This window comes from Alcaligenes sp. NLF5-7 (assembly GCF_024266725.1).
In the GTDB taxonomy this organism is placed as follows: domain Bacteria; phylum Pseudomonadota; class Gammaproteobacteria; order Burkholderiales; family Burkholderiaceae_B; genus Alcaligenes; species Alcaligenes phenolicus.
On sequence record NZ_CP100755.1, the window covers coordinates 3,794,598 to 3,812,179 of the forward strand.

The 17,582-nt window shown below is 52.0% G+C and carries 18 protein-coding genes; 12 read left to right on the plus strand and 6 right to left on the minus strand.

Annotation, left to right across the window (positions count from 1 at the left end; translation table 11 throughout):
• The first annotated feature begins 121 nt into the window (after positions 1-121).
• The 10 genes from MID00_RS17455 to MID00_RS17500 all read left to right on the plus strand — a co-directional run bounded on the left by MID00_RS17455 (position 122) and on the right by MID00_RS17500 (position 10,496).
• A complete protein-coding gene (locus tag MID00_RS17455) occupies positions 122-1,066 on the plus strand; it encodes a ParA family protein (RefSeq protein ID WP_131070579.1) in 945 nt (314 codons plus the stop codon).
• A gap of 8 nt (positions 1,067-1,074) precedes the next feature.
• Positions 1,075-2,859: a ParB family protein gene (locus MID00_RS17460; RefSeq protein WP_254499195.1), complete on the plus strand. Its 1,785-nt coding sequence runs from the start codon at positions 1,075-1,077 to the stop codon at positions 2,857-2,859.
• A complete protein-coding gene (locus MID00_RS17465; RefSeq protein WP_026484871.1) occupies positions 2,856-3,461 on the plus strand; it encodes an STY4526/YPO1902 family pathogenicity island replication protein in 606 nt (201 codons plus the stop codon). The genes MID00_RS17460 and MID00_RS17465 overlap by 4 nt, the downstream gene beginning before the upstream one ends.
• A gap of 6 nt (positions 3,462-3,467) precedes the next feature.
• Entirely contained in the window at positions 3,468-4,064 is a 597-nt protein-coding gene (locus MID00_RS17470) for a hypothetical protein (protein WP_254499196.1), read from the plus strand.
• 7 nt (positions 4,065-4,071) lie between these two features.
• Positions 4,072-5,706, plus strand: a complete 1,635-nt coding sequence (locus MID00_RS17475; RefSeq protein ID WP_254499197.1) for a hypothetical protein — start codon at positions 4,072-4,074, stop codon at positions 5,704-5,706.
• A gap of 148 nt (positions 5,707-5,854) precedes the next feature.
• Positions 5,855-6,244 carry a hypothetical protein gene (locus MID00_RS17480; RefSeq protein ID WP_051316415.1) on the plus strand — a complete coding sequence of 130 codons (390 nt, stop codon included), beginning with the start codon at positions 5,855-5,857 and terminating at the stop codon, positions 6,242-6,244.
• Positions 6,245-6,291: 47 nt separating this feature from the next.
• Positions 6,292-7,410: a PFL_4669 family integrating conjugative element protein gene (locus MID00_RS17485; RefSeq protein ID WP_226348712.1), complete on the plus strand. Its 1,119-nt coding sequence runs from the start codon at positions 6,292-6,294 to the stop codon at positions 7,408-7,410.
• Positions 7,411-7,441: 31 nt separating this feature from the next.
• Positions 7,442-7,936, plus strand: coding sequence for a hypothetical protein (locus MID00_RS17490; RefSeq protein ID WP_045929872.1), 495 nt, complete (start codon positions 7,442-7,444; stop codon positions 7,934-7,936).
• A gap of 66 nt (positions 7,937-8,002) precedes the next feature.
• Complete coding sequence (locus tag MID00_RS17495) at positions 8,003-8,440, plus strand: single-stranded DNA-binding protein (RefSeq protein WP_086060003.1); 438 nt, start codon at positions 8,003-8,005, stop codon at positions 8,438-8,440.
• Positions 8,441-8,492: 52 nt separating this feature from the next.
• Positions 8,493-10,496, plus strand: a complete 2,004-nt coding sequence (locus MID00_RS17500; RefSeq protein ID WP_254499198.1) for a DEAD/DEAH box helicase — start codon at positions 8,493-8,495, stop codon at positions 10,494-10,496.
• Positions 10,497-10,540: 44 nt separating this feature from the next.
• Here the strand turns inward: MID00_RS17500 and MID00_RS17505 are convergent, their stop codons facing one another.
• The 3 genes from MID00_RS17505 to MID00_RS17515 form a co-directional block, all read right to left on the minus strand.
• Entirely contained in the window at positions 10,541-11,149 is a 609-nt protein-coding gene (locus tag MID00_RS17505; protein ID WP_254499199.1) for a hypothetical protein, read from the minus strand.
• Entirely contained in the window at positions 11,139-12,209 is a 1,071-nt protein-coding gene (locus tag MID00_RS17510; RefSeq protein ID WP_254499200.1) for a DUF262 domain-containing protein, read from the minus strand. Before MID00_RS17510 ends, MID00_RS17505 begins: the two co-directional genes overlap by 11 nt.
• A gap of 394 nt (positions 12,210-12,603) precedes the next feature.
• Positions 12,604-13,572, minus strand: coding sequence for an IS5 family transposase (locus MID00_RS17515; RefSeq protein WP_254499201.1), 969 nt, complete (start codon positions 13,570-13,572; stop codon positions 12,604-12,606).
• A gap of 241 nt (positions 13,573-13,813) precedes the next feature.
• Here MID00_RS17515 and MID00_RS17520 point away from each other — a divergent pair, with 241 nt between their 5' ends.
• The gene (locus tag MID00_RS17520) at positions 13,814-14,425 is read left to right on the plus strand and encodes a DUF937 domain-containing protein (protein WP_042489548.1); all 612 of its coding nucleotides are present in this window, start codon (positions 13,814-13,816) and stop codon (positions 14,423-14,425) included.
• Between the two features lie 51 nt (positions 14,426-14,476).
• Positions 14,477-15,013, plus strand: a complete 537-nt coding sequence (locus tag MID00_RS17525; protein ID WP_042489547.1) for a DUF2058 domain-containing protein — start codon at positions 14,477-14,479, stop codon at positions 15,011-15,013.
• A gap of 89 nt (positions 15,014-15,102) precedes the next feature.
• Here the strand turns inward: MID00_RS17525 and MID00_RS17530 are convergent, their stop codons facing one another.
• The 3 genes from MID00_RS17530 to MID00_RS17540 all read right to left on the minus strand — a co-directional run bounded on the left by MID00_RS17530 (position 15,103) and on the right by MID00_RS17540 (position 17,573).
• Positions 15,103-16,227, minus strand: coding sequence for a GGDEF domain-containing protein (locus tag MID00_RS17530; protein ID WP_042489545.1), 1,125 nt, complete (start codon positions 16,225-16,227; stop codon positions 15,103-15,105).
• Positions 16,227-17,120: an amino acid ABC transporter substrate-binding protein gene (locus MID00_RS17535; protein ID WP_123794763.1), complete on the minus strand. Its 894-nt coding sequence runs from the start codon at positions 17,118-17,120 to the stop codon at positions 16,227-16,229. The genes MID00_RS17530 and MID00_RS17535 overlap by 1 nt, the downstream gene beginning before the upstream one ends.
• Positions 17,121-17,255: 135 nt before the next feature.
• Entirely contained in the window at positions 17,256-17,573 is a 318-nt protein-coding gene (locus tag MID00_RS17540; protein WP_042489543.1) for a cupin domain-containing protein, read from the minus strand.
• Between the last annotated feature and the right edge of the window lie 9 nt (positions 17,574-17,582).

Genomic DNA, 17,582 nt, shown 5'->3' on the forward strand with positions numbered 1-17,582 from the left:
GATGTTCTGGATAATTATAAAAATCGCATAATGTGGCTTTATGTTAAGTCGCCTGTTAATTAGAGTTTTTTATACAGTAATTTAAGCAGAGATTTCGTTGGTTTTTCAACGAGGTTTTTTAATGCTTACATTCACAACTGTTGCCACTAAAGGTGGCGTTGGCAAAACCACATTAACTGCCAATTTGGGCGGATTGCTTGCTGATTTCGGATATCGCGTTCTTTTAATTGATGCGGATATTCAGCCATCTCTAACACGCTATTACAAACTGGCTCATCAAGCTCCTCATGGCTTAACGCAAATGGTGATGTCGGGAGCACTCACCACGGACTGCATTAGTCACGTCGAATTTCCACCTGCTGAATTTGAGAGTGATCGTTCAAGTTTGAATGTGCAGGGCGGTTTCTTGCATATTGTGTGCTCCGACACTCAGCGTGACGACAGCCCCCTTCAAATCTGGTTGTCTAATCAGCTTGATCGCCTGGTGCGTATTCGGATGGCCCTAAGTAACCCGGATATTCGTGCTCAGTACGACGTCTGCATCATCGATACCCAAGGGGCAGTGGGCCACCTACAAGACGCCGCCGTCAATGCGGCGGATGTGCTTCTCGCTCCTGTAGCCCCTGATGTTCTGTCGGCCCGTGAGTTTGTTGACGGCACGATTAAACTGGTGGCTCGTCACGAATCTGCCTCCAATCTTGGCTACAAGGTGCCCGCCATTCAGTGCGTGATAAATCGCACCGAAAATACCGTCGATAGCCGCACCATGTCCAGCCTAATCCGCAATCAGTTCATTGAAATGAGCGGGCGTGTCACCGTGCTGGCCACCCAGATTCCACAAGCGGTCGCGTACAAAAAAGCCGCTACCGCTCAAGTCCCGGCTCACTGGATTGATCCGGTCAGGGCAGGCGATCACATGCACAGTTTGCTATGGGAATTGATCCCCAATCTGAGCAATAAATTCACTCCCAATCACCGCAATGAGTTAGCTCCCGCGCTAGCGGCATTGCATGTCCCTATCTCCACGTCTGAAGAGCCAGACAGCCCGCTAACGACTAACTCGTAGAGCGTGCCATGTCTAAAACTCCGGAATTGCTGACCGCCAGTCAGCGTGCCGCGCAGTTGCGCATGAACGCTGAGTTGAGCTCAACATCAAGAGAGACCAGTCCCGTGTCCTCAAAAAAATCGAACTATCAAGACATTGCAAAACGCTCCCTGATGGGTACCCCTCCACCGCTAAATGCCATGGGAGCTATGACGCCCATGGATGTGGTCGATGGCAGTATCTCAAATTTGGCGATTACCGATATTGATCGGTACGAATTTGATCCGCGTACCGAAATTAACCCACTCTATGACGAGATCAAGGCGTCGATTCGGGCCAATGGCATCTTGAACCATATCAGCGTTACTAGGCGTCCTGGTCAGCCGCGCTATATGGTTTACGGTGGAGGAAATACACGGCTGCGTATTGCGAAAGAGCTTTACGAAGAGGGTGACCAACGCTTCGCACGCCTGACGGTTATCGTCAAGGTCTGGAAAGGGGATGCTCCGACTATTGCGGCGCACCTGGCTGAAAACGAGCAGCGTGGCGACATTTCGTTTTGGGAAAAAGCCCAGGGAGTGCTGTCGTTTAAGGAGCATTTTGAGAAGGAATCGGGCAAAACACTTTCGACTACAGAATTGAACCGAGAGTTGCGCCAGGCCAGTGGCCTGAATTTCGGCATGAGCATGCTGCAAAACTTCCTTTTCGCTGTGGAGTATTTAGCTCCAATAGGTCCTTGGCTCAAAATTAGTGACGTTAATCTGGTTCTTAAACCTCGTGTAACACAGCTTTTAAAACTAGCTGACAAATTCAACCAACAGCCTATTGCTGAAACAGCATTACAAACAATCCTGCACAAGTATGCCGCGTTACTTAGCCAGCAATCCGCTGCCCGTCAACTGAGTAACCGTACTAGTGCGGAAGAGGTCAGCGATCGGGATGTACCTGCACTTTTACAAGTGGAGCAACTACTCGAAGAGGTCACCATAGCGGTTGCTGCGGCTTTAGAAGTGATTCCCGATAAGTTATTAGCCATGGCTCAGGCTTTGGAAGCTAACCCACGTATGGCGGTTGAAACCCTTACGTTGATTGAGGCGACAGTTTCAACCTCCGTAGGCCAATCGTCCGCTGTTCCTGAACCGTCAATAAAGCAAACTCCAACGCAACCTCCGCTAGGTCGAATGTTGGCCAGTGTGCCTGCTCCTATGAGTAAGCCCGACAGTTCTGGCGGTGCCTTCCTACCAGTCTCCCCATCGGTTTCGCAGAGCGTGATTATGAGCGGGGAGAGCGAAGGATTTGATCCACAACCGATATTTACGGTGTTAGGAGAATTTCAAAGTCTGATCGATATGTCTGATGTGCTTTTTAAAAGCGATCAGCCACATCACATCTTTGGCTTTTATCTGGACTTCCCTGCCCAAGGTATTGGGTATGTCGATGGGATTGAGCTGGAGCCAGAATTGGTCATTTATCGCAAAGCCCTCTGGAAAATCCTGATCAGTCTCACCGGTCAGCTTGATCGTCGATTTACGCAGCTCATTCCACACGAAGCCGATGGCTTCACCATTGCTTGGAAACAGCTTTGGGAGCAGGGCGAGGAGCAGTTTCAGGAAGGAGCGCTGGAGTTACTGGGCGAGGCATTCGACCATGTCTCGCTCCAAAGCGTGAGCCTGGTATTGCGGCATGAGCAATTGGGGCCGTTGGTGACTCGTCTGCTCACAGAAATGGAACGGGTTCGTACTCGTTACCCAGAGCGCCAACTGGACGGGTTTATGCCCTTGTTCATGCCGGATGTGACGGAGGAAATTTCATGAATAAGATTCCTATTCAATGTCCTGTTCTACGGCGCATGTTACTGGCCCACATTATTGAGCAAATCGATGGCGGGCACATGGACTCTCTGCTGCGTGCAGGCTACTCCCCCGAGTTTCTTGATGATCTGCGTTACCGGACTACTCGGGACATCACGAATCTGGCCAACTCACCACAGGAAATGTGGTTTTCACTGTCTGAGCAGGTCATCAGCAAGGGGCTACATCTGCTTGATATGCGTCGTGAACACGCCAAGTTACGCGAATACTTCGTGATTCATGGCGCTTCGCGTCGGATGGTGTGTGCGTATTTCAAGTTGTCCCACGAGGAGTATCGGGACTTGCGCGCACAGCTCAGACCGGGAGGGGAGCCCGGTGGCCGTACAGCCCTACCTCCAGTCGCTGTGCGTGATGCCATCCATCGAGCCTGGTTCGATATTCAGCAATCGATGTCTGATAAACCCTGCCGAGACCGAATCTACGCCTTACACCAACAGTTTCCTGAGCTGCGAATCAGTGTACTCCAGCAAACCATTGTCGAGTTTGCTGAAGATGATGAGCTTGGTTTGGAAATAAAGCCGACGACGCCACCGCTGCAAGGATAAAGCCACATGGACGAAATTATGACTATGCCAAGTACTTCTACAACTGCGTTACATCCGGCGACTGTCCCTGCGTCAGAGCGTGATTACTGCGGTCAGGCTCAGGGCGAGTGGGCCTTACCGTCTCCTCATGTCGGTGACTCTCAAAACAGTAAAGACGCGCCAAGGGAAGACTTTCTAGCGCAGGCGGCGCTGTTGAATTTGATGGGGCAAACGCCAATCAGCTTTCATCGTCTGTATGTCGACATTACGGGCAATGTCATCACGGGCTTATGGCTTTCGTCTGTGTTGGAACGGGTTGCTCAAGCTAAGCCCGAGGAGTTCCAGGAGGATGATTATGTGTTTCGACTATCAGCGACGCAGTGTCATCAGGTCACAGGGATTACTGCCTCTCAGCAGCGGACATGCCGACGAGATTTGATCTCATTGGGCATGCTAAGTGAACAGTCCGGACCAGGTCGTGTACCGGAATACCGCTTGCATCTGAATGTTGTCGCAGATGCCATTCTCCAAGCGTCCGCTTCATTGGCCAACTCGCTCGAGGAGGTTCATCAACAACAAGGTTCATCGTCGTCACAACCCGTTCTTTCCAAGCGATACGGATGAGATGGCTATGGGTGCCGCATTAAACACCGATACAACAACGGCGTCTCTAATTGATGAGGCTATGCAGTTGCTTACCAGCCAAGGGTTCGTGCAGTACTACCCAAACCTGGCTGAAACGCTGGGCAATTTCAAAGCTGCTTTGTTTTTGGGGCATGCGCTCTATTGGGCTCGGCATACTGCCGTTCACTATAAAAATCGTGATGGCTGGTTCTTTCTGACGGCAAAACAGTGTACGCAAGCAACGGGATTGACCACCCGAGAGCAGGAGAGCGCTCGTCTCTTGCTCGTTCAACATTCGCTGATCCAGGAAAAGTTGGCTGGTAGACCGGCCAAGCTCCACTATCGTATCAACCTTGATCGTCTCGCTTCTTGCCTGGGGATCTCAGTTGTTGATCAGAAAGCAAACTGGGCGCAACTCGCACCATTGCTGAAACGCTATGTGAGCTTCTATCGGCCATTGGCGGATATTGCGGGCAATGTGGCCTCTGGCTTGTACCTATCGTATCTGCTGATTCAGCAACGGCATGTTCTTACTTACAGCCGAAGCATCGAAGGTGAATTTACGCTGTCTCAACAGGCGATTCGTAACGCCCTATGCTTGACCAGTAAAACACAACGCAATGCCCGTGATCGCCTGAAACAAATGGGTTTACTCCAGGAGGCAGGTAATCGCATACGCATTAACTTGTTGGCCTTATGCCCTTTATTGCACGGTCAGGAGCAGTACCCCCTCAAGTCTGAGTCTACTGATCAGCCACCCATTGCTGCTACAACGAAACTGACATCGGCATCCAAACCTGACCCTGTGAATGGGCAGAAGCCTGCGCCATCACGATCAAGCAAATTATTTGGAGCTGGCACACAGTCACAAAGGCCGCTGTTTGATTTGGATAGTGCTGGCGCAGCACGGGCAAACGCTACCCTCCAGCACGCGCTGCGTGACCCTGCCAGTATGAATCCTGGACGTCTCTTTGCTCAGGCCTCAGTCAGTCCTGGTGCAGCTTGTGGACAACTCACAAAAGCAAGCGACCTCACAACTCGCCCAGCTGCCCAAAACGCGAAACTTGATGCCCAAACCGCAAAACTAACTTGCCCAAAACGCGAAACTAAGCTGCCCAAACCGCGAAACAACAATACAACAATATCTCTTCAAACAACTACAAGACCCGCCATCACCACGGCGTCTGCAGGGGATAAGTCCAAGGCACTGGCCGAGATAGCGGGTTGTCGTCGTGATGATTTGAATTTTCAAAACGACGAGGTTGATATCAGCCTACCCAGTGTGCTTGGCAAGCAATGGCATGAGGCTGTACGGAAAGTGCTGGCCACAGCTAAACCCGAACATCGTCAGTGTTTACTGGATGAACTGGAAGGCCAGTTGCGCAATCCAGGTAAGCAAATCGCAAATCCTCCTGGTTACTTGCATTCGCTGCGTGTTGGCTTGGAATCGGGGCGTGTGCATCTGGCGTATGCACAAAGCATCGCGAGCCAGCGTGAACAAAATCGACATGCGCAGGACGCCGTCCAAGAGCACATCAAGGCGCTCAATACAAACCTAACGACTTCTCTGCCTCCAATGACAAAAGAGGAGGCTTTTGCCCAGTTGCGCCAGCAAGTGCAAGCCATGAGGAAGCAGTCATGAGGACCTGGCTGACCAGAACTTCATTCAGTAGGACATTTTGTCCTAATCCCAAACAGTTGGGAGGTAGCCCATTTTGGGCCACCGCACACAGTGTGGGAGGTGGCCCGTTTTGGGCCACTTAACAGAACACATTCAGGAGATCGTATTAATGACCAACGAACAATTGTTTATCCATCTTCTGCATAGACTACAGAAATACAGCGATGCCCTTGTTCTTCATGTACTGCTACAAGACCACGGAGATGAGCGCCGAGTTCGGACGTCCGCTACCAAGATGGCTTTGGACTCATTGTTAGGTCAAATCAACCGTCGTCAAGTTCAACGCGCCTTAGAGCGATTGGAGACGATGGGACTTATTAATGTCATGCCTCAGCCCAATTACCGCACCTTGGTCACAGTCAACAGTGACGCATTGTTGGAGTTCCTCAATCAAGACCCTTTGAGCGGCATGTTACCTGGATTTCGTGCCAATACGTTCCCGTTTCTGGATGCTGTCAACGCAACCCCGCTGGCAGATTTCAAGGGCTCGACGATCTGATGATGTCCATCACCACCCATTCATTTTTCTCTTCTCAGTGACTACCTATGCCTACTTCGACTGATAAGCAGCCACGACTCAAGTCCGGCGACAAGCCCGCTGCCATTCCCGCACCCAAGTCTCTTATTGGGTTCTCTACGGAGGAGAACTCCCCATTCACCGATGGGTATTCGATTACCGGCGAAGAAGCTTTGCTGGCTGCGTATATGGCAGGTCCGATGCATGAGGATGATCCTCTTTATGAACGGTATATCGAACTGGAAGATCGCAAAGATCAATTGGCTCGTATGCAGGCCAAGTTCCAGACACGCAAGGGGTCTGATCCTGACGTCAAACCAGCGGAGTTCTTTGCCATGGATGATTTGGGCTCTCTGGTCGATTCAGAAGACGATCTGATGACCTTGCATACCAAAGAGGCGTTCAGGCTGTTTATGGGGCGTGTCCGTGAGCCTGGCTCGGATGTGGCGCCCATTGTGGGTGGTCGCCGTGTCGCCAGTTCGTTGCGCAGCTTATGGCTGTTGACGGGCAATGACAACCCCTATGCCGATTGGTCTTTGCTGCGGCACGAGCAATCCATGGAAGAAGTGAATGAGCGGCTGCAAGAGGAGATCAAGGCTGCCGAGAATTTGCTGTCTAGCCAGCAGCAACGAGGGTTGAGTTATTCCGTCCTGAAGTCTGCACAACCGCAGTCTTTGCAGCTGGGGTTCCGATCTCCCTACGGATACAGCATCAGCCGCTTGATTGTTGATTACGACTACTTCATCCGTTTGCAAAAGACCCTGGGCCGCAAGACGCTCTTAAGCGATCAGCAGATGCGCCGCTCAATCACGGAAATGACGCGCTTTATCCGTCGCGTATTCAATGAAGTCGCCAGGTTTTCACGTTGGCTCATGCAGCCAGATATTAATGCGCTGTCCCGACTGGACTTCATTACGGAACATGCTTCAGAAGAAGGCAAGCAGCGTGTGGAGTTCGTGCGCGAAGTATTCGGCATGGTGCCTGCCGATGTGTTCACCGCCAAGCTGCAACCACGACACTCTCGACGCCGGTACACATTGACTGAGAAGGAAAGGAACCTGTTGCAGTCAGTTGGTGTGCAACTGGCTGAAGCTGAAGCACAGCGCGCAGCCAATGAGTATCAGGATGCCGATTCTGATTTGGTGTGAAGAAAGGGTTTTGTGAAGAAAGGGCAAATGAATGGCAAAGCAGACTCGAAGTCAACGTGTCAATGTAGTTGAGTGGGCAAGGGGGACCTTGGAGAACGAAACGTGTCAGAGCGTGATTGACACAAAGCCCTTTACGGGTAGGGGCACCGCCCAGACGCTGCGCCACCATCTTACGCAAGTTGACCAGGTTGAAGCAGACATGGTTGCGCTCTGTGCTGCCACAAAGAAAGTGGCTGGCTATTCCATGTATCTGGCCGAGCACCGTCGTAAGGCGGATGGCTATATGGCTCTGCGTTGGCGTGAGATTGGCACAAGAAAGCATCTGTCATGGGAAGAGGCGCACGCAAGATATTCGGTCTTACCGACCGTGCTGCGGCAGTGGTACGAACACGCCAATGCCCAGGCACAAGAATTCAACTCGCAACACCTCAAATTGCGCGGGCTCGTACGTGAACTGAAGTTACTGAGTCAGCAACGCAAAGTGCCCACTTTTGCTAGGCCAATTCCGAGCCGAAGCGGGACGTGATCCAGTTAATGCAGGGCAGTCTGACCATACGGTCAAGTCGTTTGTTATTCACCGAAAGGAGTTGATATGCAGAACTTGTTTATTGGCAAAGGCAACCTGGGCGACTCACCCACCTTGAAACGTATTCCTCGTAAGAACAATTCGGGCGAAGAGTTTAGTGTGTGCAGTATGCGTGTGTACTTTGGGCGTTACGGGGTGGACCAGGCCACCGGCGAAGTTGGGCAGATTGGGGGCTTCTGGCGCGAGGTTGAGATCTACGGCAGCAAGGCCGAGGCGTGCGCACAGTTTTTGCGCAAGGGAGCTCGCGTGCTGGTCATTGGTGAGGAGCGGGATTTCTTTGCCAAAGATGAGACCACGAATGCCGAGGTACAGGTGATCAAGATCGTCGCTGAGGATGTGGCCCTGCAGCTCACACGCATTGAATCGATCACCTACAAGCAAGCAAACCGGCCTGCGGCAGCTCGTGATCAAGATGTGCCGTCGGATGAGGATGTTCCAGCGTAATTAACAAGATAGGGGGCAATGTTCATAGATATGGAGGTGTTATGAAAGTAAGGTGCTGCCGTTGAATATTGTCCCAATCTCGCTTAAGGCCCCTGAGTTACTTATTCAAGCTGTTTTTGATGGGCGCAGGCTTGGGCTACAACTGTTCAATATTTCAGGAATGGCTGCTCGGTTGTCCAAAGCTGGAGCATGGTGGTGCCCAAGACGGCGGATGTGGGTATTGGAGCAGGGCAGTGCAGATCATGCCCTGGCATGGTTGCAGGCGCTCTATCTGCGTGAGCACGTGGATTTTGACGGGGCTGCTGCGCTATTAAAGGCGGCTATAAGGGCCCCCGAGCCTGATTACTTTACCCAACTGCTCGACGTCCAAATTTTTGAGCTGGCCAGAGGCCAGCTCAACCATGGCCAACATGCCGTCAGCTTTTCTTACGATGGGCTGTGCGTGCGTGCCATGCGTGCGCTACAGGGGAGATTCCATAAGCCTGCTGCGGCGTGGCAAGTACGCGGTGGTGTGGCACACATCCAGCACGTGCTTCGTGACCTGGCAGGCGTTGCGGCTGAGTTTTCGTTCGTGCATGAGCAGCCCGTCGTACTCGAAGAGCTGGTATCACCAAGCGCGGACGAATCGCCCATCCTGGTGCCTGCCGCGACCCCTGAGCAAGGGGAAAGCGGCCCCGCCCAAGATGTGGATGGAGCGGGTTTTTTGTCTGCCGACCTGGAGCAAAGCAACGCGGTCGACATCGATGAAGCAGTGCTGGCTGCGATCGCTGTGGGCGCAGGTTTACGGGACTATCAAATCGACGGTGTCCGTCACCTAGCCGGTCAAACTGGTGCGTGCTTGGGCGATGATATGGGCCTGGGGAAGACACGTCAGACTGTTGTAGGTGCTCGTCTAGCTGCGGGGCAGGGTAGAGTGCTTATTGTCTGTCCCGCCTCTTTACGTATCAACTGGGAACGCGAGATCCAGGCAGTGTATCCCGATGCTGTAGTCGGCTTTGCCGGAGATGATCGAATCTCGACGTTATACGGCTGTCAGTGGGTCATTGCAAACTACGAAAGATTGGGTGGCCTGGTACGAGAAGTCGGGTTGGCGTTCGGGGCCATGGCTATTGATGAAGCGCATTACCTGAAGGAGCATAAATCCGGGCGTACACGCAATGCCTTTGTGATGGCCACGCGTATTCCGAAGCGCTATGTGGTAACAGGTACACCGCTTCTAAATCGTGAAATTGAGCTGCACACGCTATTGCGTCTGACGGGCCATTCGCTTGGCCGTATGGAGCTTAAGGAGTTCCGCAAGACCTTTACGGGTTCGCGAGAACGTCGTGCCGCCTTAGCCCGCGCCTTGGGCGGGTGGATGCTACGCAGGCGTAAGGATGTACTCGACCTTGGCGCTAAAACGCATTCTGTTCGCTATATCTCGCCCAGCGAAGGCTTGGCGGCTTACAAAGAGATTTACGATGACATGAGCCTGATGGCCATGCCTAAGATCACTAAGCTGCGCCAGTGTCTTGAAACGCTTAAAACACCGTTCCTGATAGAAACTGTTGAGAGCTTACAGGCCGAAGACAAGATCATCATCTTTTGCGAGTACATGAGCACGGTCAATGCCATGCATGACGCCTTTGCGGCCGCCGGTATCAAGGCTGTACGCCTGGTCGGCGCTGACTCGGCTACCAAGCGTCAAAGAGCCATCGACACATTCCAAGATGACCCCGAGGTCCGGGTATTTATCGGCACTACGATGGCGGCTGGAGTAGGTATTACTCTAACCGCTGGTAACTACGTGGCCTTTGCATCGATGCCCTGGACACCTGCACTCATGCGCCAAGCCGAGGATAGGGCGTACCGGCTGGGCCAGCAGCGCGATGTGATGGTTATCGTGCCGCTCATACCCGACACGATCGATGAGGCCGTGTGGAAGATTTTGGAGGGTAAACGTGAGACCGAGATCGACGTGGTTGAGGCTGTCACGAAGACGCAGGCCAATGAGGCGACCGCAATTACTAACGCGGCCCTCGGGCGTTGGTTGAAAACTGAAACCACGACTTTATAGTTATTATAAATATATACAGTTTTTTTTAAGAAGCATGGCCAGATTTAGACAATTTGTTTGGCAATAACCTTCATGAATGCAGGCCAAGACTTGTATCTTTGAATCCCGGATAAGGTGTAATCAAAAGCTATTTCAGCTACGGAAATTTTTCCTGCAGGATTCGACATTAAATGTTGTCTTACTGTAACGGCTGAGTTTTTTGACTGATGCGCGATATAGTTTCTCAAGTATCTCATTTCATCCAAAGGCCATGGAGTGACTCCAAGGTAGTTTGTGATTTCAGTTAGGTTCGATAATTTCAATCTCGTGGCAGCATCAATAGCTTTGTTTGAATGGCTCCATTCAGGCTCACGATTGTTATTATTGTTCCTAAAAGTAGATAGAAGTGTATAGAGCGCTTGCTCTCTCGTTTTTGGAGGATTGGGTAATCCAGAGACCACTGTTCCGTTAATTCCCTGAAATTGTCCAGTGGCACTGTCTAAGATAAGCCTCCTGATAAAATGCTCCCATTCAATCTGAAGTTGCATAAGATTTTTTTCCAGGAGTGATTTTTCTCGTTTTGTCAGTGCTGGCTTGGCAGACAATTCGTCAATTTCACCTTCAATATGAGAAAGCCTTTGCTCTAATCGGGCATAATGTCGATTAAGAAACATGATTGCTAAATTCTTTAACTAAGTATTCAAATCTTGGTTTTCTGGAGGACACGCGATGCGTAGTGCTTTTGCTTGCGCTAATAAATTCAGCATGTCGAACATCAGCGTCTTCATCATTATTACCTGACTCAAGTTCTTGAGATAGCTCTGCTAGTACATCAATAGCATTTTTCCAATTGACTCCTTTCCCCTTATGCTCTTTCACGTCTGCTGTCACTCGGTTATCTGGGAAGCCATATAATAGATAAGCTACAGCGGCAAATAGGACAAGAAAATTAGGGCCATCAAAAAATGGAGTATCTGCAAAATCCTCTTCTAGCTTGTCAATTATCACTTCCAGAACATCATCTACCTTTTTTCTAATTGGTAAAAAATATGACTCTGGCTCTGTTTTTTTGTTTTTATAGAATTTAGTTATTGTTGCTTCTCCTCCATCACCAAATCCAAGATCTAATGTCATGAAAAATTCGGCCATAAGAGAGACGTTTTTCATTCTAACGCTCTCTCTTACTGATACAATTTTCAATTCATTCCAAAGATATTTCCAATCTCGAGCTGCATCATAAATTGCCCATTTCACAGGTTCAATATATTCGGCATGTCGAAGCTCTGATGGGGTGACCTTGACACTGTAAGAGTTTAGTCTGGCAAATATTTCCAATACCATGGCATTGTCTGAGTTTATTAATTGGACGCATGGTATTTTGTATGATAGGAATGCCTCTTGGTCTGAAAGTTCCAAATCAGAATATGTCAATCCTTTAAATTTAGGTGACTTGCTCGTAAGTTTAAGCTTGCCAGACGCGAACTCAATTATTGCTCTAAGACGCTGTTGACCATCCACAACTTCCCTTGTCATGGTTTGGGTTGACGCATTTATTTTCGTCCGAAAGAAAACTTGAGGTATAGGCAAGTCATTCATAATTGAATCAATTAAGAATACTTTGGCATTAACAGACCAGACTGAGCCGCGTTGAAACTCCGGAGATAAATTCAATTGTTTCTTTGAGTTCCATTCAATAAAGTCTGATATTGTATAGGTTTGGGGTATGCTAGACATATATGGGTCCGTAATTTTAATTTAGATACTTGAAAACAAACTTTTAATTATTTTTTTGATCTATGCCGAAATGGCTAATTATGCACAATTTTTTGGCTTACTGGTAGATCATTAAGCGTGGCGGAGGTCTCGAGATTGCCCATTTTTTGCTGGCACGGCCATAATAGCAATTTGTACTGGATTGGGTTATGTGGTAGGGAATATGTCGATTAGTTACTTGCTCCGGCGGATCAGCGTATGTTCAAACTTAGGGACGGTCTGATCAATCAGCCAGCCGACCCAAATTCCCCACTGGTTGTCGCCTGATTTCAGAAAATCAGAAAAAAACGTCCAAAATCCCGATTTTCCGTTGTGTTTTCGCTCAGAATAGCCCTTTTCCGGGCCTTTTGATGTCCTATGGGCGCACCTCTGCCATCAAATGTCGTCGCGCCATCCACAGATTGCTCAACGTGAACAGCGTCAGCAACTGCGCGGTGTTTTTCGCCAGCCCCCTATACCTCACCTTCGTGTAGCCGAACTGCCGTTTGATCACCCGAAACGGATGCTCCACCTTGGCCCGCAGGCTGGCCTTGGTGTATTCATAGGCGTCTTGCAACGATTGCACCGTCTTGCTCAATCTCTTGCGCAGGCTCGGGCGCAACGCAATATGCCACTGCACATCGCGCCCCTGGTGCTCTTCGCGCTTGCCCACACCTTGATAGCCCGCATCACCCAAGACCAGTTCTTCCTCACCGTGCAGCAGCCCATCGACCTGCGTCACATCCGCCACGTTGGCCGCGGTACCTACCATCGAATGCACCAGGCCCGTATGCAGATCGACCCCAATGTGCGCCTTCATGCCGAAGAAATAGTTATTGCCTTTCTTGGTCTGGTGCATCTCGGGGTCCCGCGCGCCCTGGGCGTTCTTCGTCGAGCTGGGCGCATCGATGATCGTCGCGTCCACAATCGTTCCCCGGCGCACCATCAGCCCATAGTCTTGCAGCAGCAGGTTCACGCCTTCGAACATTTCTTCGGCAATGTTGTGCTTCTCAAGCAGGTGACGAAAGTTCAGAATCGTCGCCTCGTCCGGCGCACGACCACCGGGCAGCTTGGCGAACTGGCGCATCGAAAAACTGTCGTACAACGCCTCTTCCATCGCCGGGTCGCTCAGGTTGAACCATTGCTGCATGAAGTGAATCCGCAGCATCGTCTCAATGGGATACGGCTGGCGACCCACCTTGCCTTCTTGCGGGTAGTGCTTGGCAATCTCACCGGCCAGGTAATCCCACGGCACCGTGCGATCCATCTCGTTCAAGAACTTCTCACGGCGTGTCTGCTTGCGCTTACCGGCAAATTCCGCTTCAGAAAAACTCAGTTGGCTCATGATGAACAGACTCGTGAGGGTGTGACAGACGAAGTTTACCGTTGCGCGGGGGAATTGTTCAGAGATTCCTTAAAGGCCTATTGTGGAACCTTGAAGGCGGCCGGGCTATGGCGATCATCTGGCCGCAATAGCGGAAGGTCCGTTCAGGCCTGACAGTTGTTTGCACTGTGAAAGCCTGGCATTTCGTATGATTCAGCCTGGACTCTTTCCCTGTCACCGCCATTGCTTAAGGACGCCGGCCATGAACGACCTCACTTCGCTTTCCAGAGAACTTCTCGCGCAACTAGAGGGCGCACCCATGCAGCAGCTGTCGAAGCAGCTCAATACCGACACGGCGCAAACCTCGTCGGCCGTCAACGCAGCACTGCCATTGCTGTTTTCGGCACTGGGCCGAAACGCTCAGCAAGGCGGTGCCGATTCCCTGATGCAGGCTTTGCAGCGCGATCATGCGGGCAATGGCGGTGTCGGGCAGTTGTTGAGCGGCTTGCTGGGTGGGGGCCAAAGCGGTAACCGTGATGGCGCCGCCATATTGGGCCATATATTTGGTCAGGGGCAGCAAGAACGCGTCGAAACAGGCCTGGGACAGGCGACCGGAATCGGCAACCACAGCGGCGATCTGCTGAAATTGCTGGCGCCCATTGTGATGAGCTTCCTCGCGCAGCGAGTACAGGCAAACCACCTTGACGCCGATGCATTGGGCCGTACACTGAACCAGGAGCGCCAGCAGGCACAGCAGCAGGGTGGCGCAGTGGGTGGTTTGATAGGTAATCTGTTGGATCAGGACGGTGACGGTCAACTCGGCCTGAATGATCTTGTAAAACTCGGCAGTTCTTTGTTTGGCGCCAAGCGCTAACTCGCCCCCGGCGCGCTGATTCACAGATACGATTTTTTCAGGACAATGCAGATGGTTTCGTTGCAAGAGCAGCTCTTGAAGGCAAAGTTGGTCGATCAGAAAAAGATCAAACGAGCCAACCAGGACAAAAGTCAGCAGAAGAAAATACAACGCCGCACTGGCGTGCAGGAATTGGACGAGTCTCGTCAGGCTGCGCTGGAAGCCCAGCAAAAGCAACGTGAAACGGTGCGCGAACTTAATGCACAGCGTGATGCTGAAGCTCAGAAGAAAGCCATCCAGGCGCAGATTCAGCAGATGATCCAGCAAAGCCGTCAGGGCAGGGGCGGTGGCGATATCGCTTACAACTACACCTACGGCAGCAAGATCGAACGCATTTATGTGTCGGCAGCGGTAAGAGACCAATTGGCGGCCGGGCAGCTGGTTATCGTCAAGCCCGCTGATACCGCCGAACTGGTTCCCCGGGTTGTGGCCGATAAAATCGCCGAACGCGACCCCGATATCGTCGTTCGGGTCAAAAAAACCGAATCACGGCCGGCCGAAGACGACCCGTATGCGGAATACAAGATTCCCGATGATCTGATGTGGTGAGAATTGAAGGTTCTTTCAAACCAATAACCGGCCGGAATACCGACCGTTGATTGTTAGCCCTGCTGCACGCCAGAGTCGTTCTACATCTGTCATTTAGTCATTTTTACCCGATACATTTCAGCATCTGCCTGCGCCAGCAGGGCGGTGGTGGTGCTGCCCTCCGGTCCAAACCGGGTCCATCCGATACTGCAGGCAATCTCTATCGTGTTTCCTTGCCAGTCAAGTGTTTCACTCATGGCCTGCTCGATGCGTTTCACCAGCGCGTTGATGTTGTCAGGCTCTGGAGACGACGGGATATCGCTGGTGACGATGACGAATTCGTCGCCTCCCAGCCTGGCAACGATGTCGGTGCTGCGCACACAGGCCAGCAGGCGTTGGGCAACCGTACGCAGCACCTCATCTCCGGCGGCGTGGCCCAACGAGTCATTGATAGGTTTGAATTTGTCCAGATCAAGCAGAAGTACATGGCCTTGAGACCCCTTGCGCTCGACTTGAAGGATGGTGCGGTTCAGATATTCTTCCAGCAGCAGGCGGTTGGCTAGTCCGGTCAACGGGTCGTGCCTCGCCTGACGGCGCAGATCATGCAACTGAGTGTTGTAAGTTTGGGTGACCTCGCTCAATTCTTCGGTCCAGTCGTCCGGGATGGGGGTCAGAGGCCGGTGTTCACGCATGGCTTGGCGCAACGTTGATAGCGGGGACCCTATCGTTCGGTTGACGGTCCAGAGCACGCTGGCCAGTACTGCTGCCAGCATCGATAAAAAGACGGCCAGCTGCGGCACCAGGCTGCGGGAAGCAGCGGTAAAAATTGAAATGGGATGAAATGCGATGCGCAACTCACCCAAGTCGTGAACACGGCCTGTTTCGTCGGTATATCGCAGTGTGGTCGTCAATGTGTCTTTGTCGCCAGGTTCAGGCGCGACGCCGGCTTGTATCGGCTGCTGTGCACACTGATCCAGCGCACTCACCCCCAGTACCTCAGGTTGCAGAATCATGGCATGGATGATGCCGCCGGCGGTCAGACTGTTGCAATCCCATAAGGGTTTGATCAGGACATGAGCGAATGTGTCCAGAGTTTTATTGCGTTGGTTACCGGCTTCAGTGATCTGATTCTGATAGTAAAGCGCTGCTGTCAAGAAGGCGGCCAGAATATAGGCTACCGCCAGAAATGGAAACAACTGCTGCAAGAACCGTGTGTAAAGTTTTCGGGAAGGCATCACGATATTGTTTTCTTGAGCAGCAGGTGGCGGTAACGCTGCGGCACGATGTCGGGCCCGTAAAAAGGGTTATCCAGGTCAATGACAGTGCGCTTTTCCCATGAGCCGGCGGGGGGCATCTGGCGCATCTGGTTCCAGATCGACTCGAATTCGCCGTTGTCGCAAATCAGGTCGAAGCCGTGTTGCAGGGCTTCATACAGCTCATCAGCGCTGGGGTGGGGCGATACCCAGACGAAGCGATACCAGGGGTAACGGAGCAATAACGACGTTTCCAGTCTGAGTTGTTGGCGATGCTGACGAAAATGCGGCAAGAAATAACTCAGGGACTCTTCCAGCCCCAATGGAAACAGGTCAATCACTCCTGTCTTCATCTGTTCTGCGAACTCGCCGTTACGCCAGGCCTGAACCTCGCGCGTAGTGATACCAGCGGCACGGTAGACCTCTGCATCCCACCAGCCTGCGCCCTGCCCGATCGTCAATTTCCGCAGGTCGTCGAGATTCCGGATATGGCGCAAAGTCTTTTCCTGGCTGTCCAGGACAAACGATGTACGCCACCCCAGCAGCCCGCGCTCAAGAGGCACCGGAATCATTCTCAAGTCTCCCCGTCGCACCATGTCCAGTCGAGCGGGAGACGCAGGAAGGAGATTGATGTGGATACGTCCGGCCGTTGTTTCGTGAAGATTGCGTGCTTCAGAGGCGTGTGGTGCATTGGCTAGCGAGGCTCGAAACCCGGCGGCCTTCAAAGCGCCATGCAGTAGGGCGATGCAATGTGCCAATGAGGGTTCGGTCTGCACGCTGAAAACAGGAGCAGAGGCAGCGTACACAGAGGGGAGGCAGGCGCCGGCCATTATGCCCAACAGGCTGCGGCGATAGGGCGAGAATGAAGTGTCCATACTTTGGAGCCTACTTGTTGCGGAATCAGTTCGGGCCGACCCAATCATAGTGCATCAACAGGGGCGGAGCACAGGAGCTTTACGATCCTTGTTCTCCTGCCCAGGCGTTCATCAAAGCACAAAGTATTCAATCCATTAGCGGTGGACGGCCAGCCAGATTGTGGGGCCCTCCGGTGCCGTCGAATCTACGCGATGCCTGAGGCCGGCGGGTATCCAGTAGTGGTCGCCCGGCTCCAGCAGAACCAGGGTGTCGCGGCCTTCAACTTGAAGTGACGCTTTGCCCTGCAAAACCATGACCCATTCGTCTTTGTCCTGTTCGTACCAGAAGCCGGGTGGGCTTGCCTGCCCGTAAGACACAATGCGCTCAATGCGCAGGCCGGGAACGTTCAGCAGATCGTCGAACGTTTCATTGCTGGTGCCAGCAGGTATGGCTGTAAAGAGATTCTTGAGCATTATCGAGCA